The organism is Streptomyces sp. DvalAA-14 (genome assembly GCF_900091855.1).
Lineage (GTDB): Bacteria > Actinomycetota > Actinomycetes > Streptomycetales > Streptomycetaceae > Actinacidiphila.
This window is the reverse complement of the sequence record NZ_FMCH01000282.1, coordinates 1-4,470: the sequence shown is the minus strand read 5'-3', so window position 1 is coordinate 4,470 and position 4,470 is coordinate 1. Positions and strand designations below refer to the sequence as shown.

The following is a 4,470-nucleotide window of genomic DNA, read 5'->3' as shown; positions in this document are numbered from 1 at the left end:
CCGCGGCGACACCCCCCGGGCGGTCTGGCTCGCGCTGCCCGGGCCGCACTGGCCGCAGGAACTCGCGCTGGCCATCGCCGCCGCCTTGTCCGCCGGACGCGGCGCGCTCGCCGTCCTGCCCGACGGCCGGTCCGCCGCCCGGGTGGACACCGCCCTCACCGACCTGATCGGCGCCGGCCACCATGTGATGCTCACCGCCGACGCCGGGCCGGAGCAGCGCTACCAGCGCTGGCTCTCGGTCAGCCGCGGCGCGGTCCGCGCGGTGATCGGCACCCGCGCCGCGATGTTCGCACCCGTCGCCGACCTCGGTCTCGTCGCGCTGTGGGACGACGGCGACTCCAGCCACGCCGAACCGCACGCCCCGCAGCCGCACGCCCGCGACGTGCTGCTGCTGCGGGCCCGCGAGGAGCGCACCGCCTTCCTGCTCGGCGGGATCACCAGCACCGTCGAGGGCGCCCAGCTCGTCGACAGCGGGTGGGCGCTGCCACTGGCCGCGAGCCGCGACGAGGTCCGCGCCGCAGCCCCGCTGATCCGCACCGTCGGCGACACCGACCAGGCCCGCGACGAGGCGGCCCGAGCCGCCCGGCTGCCCTCGCTGGCCTGGCAGGTCACCCGGGACGCGCTCACCCGCGGCCCGGTTCTCGTCCAGGTGCCCCGGCGCGGCTATGTGCCCCGGCTGGCCTGCGACCGCTGCCGCGAACCGGCCCGCTGCTCCGCCTGCGCCGGGCCGCTGGAGCTGCGCGACCGGACCGGGACCCCGCACTGCGGCTGGTGCGGGCGGCCCGCCGCGGACTGGCACTGCCAGGAGTGCGGCGGCTTCCGGCTGCGGGCCCAGGTGGTCGGCGCCCGGCGCACCGCGGAGGAACTCGGGCGGGCCTTCCCCCGGGTGCCGGTACGCACCTCCGGGCGCGACGCCGTGCTCGCCACCGTCGGCGCCGCCCCGGCGCTGGTCATCGCCACCCCGGGCGCCGAACCCGTCGCCGACGAGGGGTACGCGGCGGCGCTGCTGCTGGACGGCTGGGCGCTGCTGAACCGGCCGGACCTGCGGGCCGGTGAGGAGGCGCTGCGGCGCTGGGCACTGGCCGCCGCACTGGTGCGGCCCGCCGCACAGAGCGGCACGGTGGTGGTGCTCGCCGAGGCCACGCTGCGGCCGGTGCAGGCCCTGGTGCGGTGGGATCCGGCCGGGCACGCGGTACGTGAGCTGGCCGAGCGGGCCGAGCTGAGGTTTCCACCGGTGGCGCGGATGGCCTCGGTCACCGGGGCGCCCGCGGCGCTGGCGGAGTTCATGGAGCTGGTACGGCTGCCGGCCGGTACGGATCTGCTCGGGCCGGTGCCGCTGGCCGCGGCGGCTCCTGCCGGCACCGGCCGGGCGCGTGGGGGTGCCCTCACCCCGCCGCCGGGCACGGCATGGGAGCGGCTCCTCCTGCGGGTTCCCCCCGGGGGGCGGGCGCGGCCCTGGCCGCGGCCCTGAAGGAGGCCCAGGTGCAGCGGGCGACCCGCGGCGCCGCGGAGCCGACCTTCATCCGTATCGACCCACCCGACATCGGCTGAGCGGTCGGATACGGGCGGAAGCGGGCGGCGGTGGCAAGGAGTGGCCGCGGGGGACGGTCGCGGGGGGGGCGGTCGCGCGAGGCCGGTGTGACGAGGCGGTTTGACGAGCCGGTGGGATCGGGCGACGCCGTGCCGGCAGCGGGACGAGGAGGGTGGCACGGGGTGGCGCCATCGGGCGCCGGCCGCAGGCGAGCCCCGGCCCGCCGAGCGGCGGCGGGCCGGCAACACCGGGCCCGGTGGGGTCAGCCGTTGCGGGGACCGGGGAGGGACGGACTCGACGCGGCGGGGGCCGGCAGGGCGGGGGGAAGAACCTCCTCGCAGGAGCCGCTCAGCGGCAGGGCCGACGGCATGGCACGCGCCGCGGGGACGATCGCCGCGCCCCGGGTGTCCTGCTCGTCGGGCTCCGGGGCGCCGGAGCGACGGCCCCCGTAGCGGCGGTGCACGGCCTGCTTCGTCACCCCCAGGGCCGAGCCCACCGCGTCCCAGGAGAAGCCGAGCGAGCGGTCGAACTCCACCGCCGCCGTGACCAGGGTCTCCACGCTGTCGCGCAGCTCCTGCGCGAGCCGCACGGTGGGGGCCGGCGCCCGGCCGTAGACGACGAAGCCGGCGGTGGGGCTGCCGCGGCGCGGCCGGTAGACATTGCCCAACTGGGCGGTCAGGGTGCGCAGCGCGTCCACCTGTCGGCGGACCCGTTCGATGTCCCGCACCAGGAGGTGCAGGCTCGCCCGTGCCTGGGCATCAGGGGTTGCGTGGTCGGGCGATCAACGAAGCCTCTCCAACCGACGGTTACAAGGAACGGGCCGCGCGCGGCGAAGGCGCATTGACCCGTTTTCGGTCAAACTCTCTTGACCAACGCGCCACCGCCCCAAGGAGTCACGCAAATCGGGTCGCGGCCCACCCGGCGGGGGGCGCACAACGGGCGCGCGCACCTTCGCGCGGGGGCGGCCCTAGAATTGACGCCTGCCGTTGCAGAGCCCCCCGTCCCCAGGAGAGCCCCGCGTGTCCGTCAAGCCCATCCGCCTGTTCGGCGATCCGGTGCTGCGCATGACGGCGCGGCCGGTCACCACCTTCGACCTGGAACTGCGCCATCTGGTCCGGGACCTGACCGAGACCATGCAGGCAGCCCCCGGCGCCGGTCTGGCCGCACCCCAACTCGGCGTCTCCTTGCGGGTGTTCACGTACTCCGTGGATGGGGAGCTGGGGCACCTGATCAATCCGGACCTCAGCCTCAGCGAGGAGGAGCAGGAGGGGCCCGAGGGCTGCCTGTCGCTGCCCGGTCTGACCTACGACTGCACGCGCGCGTTCGGCGTCGTCGCCAAGGGCTTCAACATGTACGGCGACCCGGTGACCGTCGAGGGCACCGAGCGGCTGGCCCGCTGCATCCAGCACGAGACCGACCATCTGGACGGGATCATCTTCATCGACCGGCTCGACAGCGCGCTGCGCAAGGACGCGCTCAAGGCGATCCGGGAGGCGCGCTGGGCGGGGGAGCAGGCGCCGCGGATCAAGGTCTCCCCGCACGACACCTTCGGGCGCGCCCTGTGAGGGGGGCGCGCCCGGGTGCACCGCCCGGACCCGTCCCCGGCCCCTCCCCGCGCCCGCACACCGCCCCAGCCCCGTTCCCCGCCCGCACCGCCCACCGAGAGGCACACCCCGCACGATGAGGCTCGTCTTCGCCGGTACCCCCGAGGCCGCCCTGCCCGCCCTGGACGCCCTGCTCGCCTCCGACCGGCACGAGGTCGTCGCCGTCGTGACCCGGCCCGACGCGACCGCCGGACGCGGCCGCAAGCTGCTGGCCAGCCCGGTCGCCGAGCGGGCCGCCGCCGCCGGGATCGAGGTGCTCAAGCCGGCCAGGCCGCGCGACGAGGACTTCCTCGCCCGGCTCCGGGAGATCGCCCCGGACGCCTGCCCGGTGGTGGCCTACGGGGCGCTGCTGCCCAAGGTGGCGCTGGAGGTGCCGCTCCACGGCTGGATCAACCTCCACTTCTCGCTGCTGCCCGCATGGCGCGGCGCCGCACCCGTCCAGCACGCGGTGATGGCCGGTGACGAGGTGACGGGGGCGTCGACCTTCCTGATCGAGCAGGGGCTGGACTCCGGCCCGGTCTACGGCGTGATCACCGAGGAGATCCGCGCCACCGACACCAGCGGCGACCTGCTGGACCGGCTCGCGCACAGCGGCGCGCGGCTGCTCACCGCCACGATGGACGGGATCGAGGCCGGCGATCTGGTGGCCCGGCCGCAGCCGGGCGAGGGCGTCACCCTGGCTCCGAAGCTCACCGTGGAGGACGCGGCCGTCGACTGGACCGCCCCCGCGCTCCGGGTCGACCGCCTGATCCGCGGCTGCACCCCGGCGCCGGGCGCCTGGACCCTGGCGTCCGGCGAACGCCTCAAGCTGGGCCCGGTCACCCTCGCCGACGCCACCGACCTCGCCGGCCTCGCCCCCGGTGAGCTGGCCGTCTCGAAGAACGCGGTCCACGTCGGCACCGGCAGCCACGCGGTGCGGCTGGGCGAGGTCCAGCCCCAGGGCAAGCGGCCGATGCCGGCGGCCGACTGGGCCCGCGGCACGAGGCTCCCCTCAGGCACCGTCTTCTCCTGACCCGCCCGTCCGCCGTCCACCACCGGCCCCGCCCGCCCAGCCCGTTCCGGTCGTCCGCCGGGCCACCGGCCGGTGGTGGGTTGCTCGCGCCGTTCCTCGCGCCCCTGGTGGGGCGCGGTCGCGGTGCTGCGCTGGGCCCGCGCGCCTAGCCCGTTCCGGTCGTCCGGCCGGCCCGCCGGCCGGTGGTGGGTTGCTGGCGCCGTTCCTCGCGCCCCTGGTGGGGCGCGGTCGTGGCGGTGCGCTGGGCCCGCGCGCCCAGCCCGTTGCGGTCGGCTGCCGGCCCGCCGGCCGGTGGTGGGTTGCTCGCGCGGCGGTGCGCCGGG

3 protein-coding genes and 1 pseudogene are annotated in these 4,470 nt (G+C 77.0%); 3 read left to right on the top strand and 1 reads right to left on the bottom strand.

All coding sequences use genetic code 11. From position 1 onward, the window contains the following. Window positions 1-1,551: pseudogene (locus GA0115240_RS38120) on the top strand (primosome assembly protein PriA); the annotation flags it as partial. Between the two features lie 242 nt (window positions 1,552-1,793). Here GA0115240_RS38120 and GA0115240_RS14435 read toward each other — a convergent pair. Next, window positions 1,794-2,270, bottom strand: a complete 477-nt coding sequence (locus GA0115240_RS14435) for a hypothetical protein (RefSeq protein WP_093737080.1) — start codon at window positions 2,268-2,270, stop codon at window positions 1,794-1,796. A gap of 280 nt (window positions 2,271-2,550) precedes the next feature. Between GA0115240_RS14435 and def the strand changes: the two genes are divergently transcribed. Together def and fmt are read left to right on the top strand one after the other, a co-directional pair. After that, window positions 2,551-3,096 carry a peptide deformylase gene (gene def / locus GA0115240_RS14430; protein ID WP_093737079.1) on the top strand — a complete coding sequence of 182 codons (546 nt, stop codon included), beginning with the start codon at window positions 2,551-2,553 and terminating at the stop codon, window positions 3,094-3,096. A 115-nt stretch (window positions 3,097-3,211) separates the two neighbouring features. Then, the gene (gene fmt / locus GA0115240_RS14425; protein ID WP_093737078.1) at window positions 3,212-4,147 is read left to right on the top strand and encodes a methionyl-tRNA formyltransferase; all 936 of its coding nucleotides are present in this window, start codon (window positions 3,212-3,214) and stop codon (window positions 4,145-4,147) included. The last annotated feature ends 323 nt before the right edge of the window (window positions 4,148-4,470 follow it).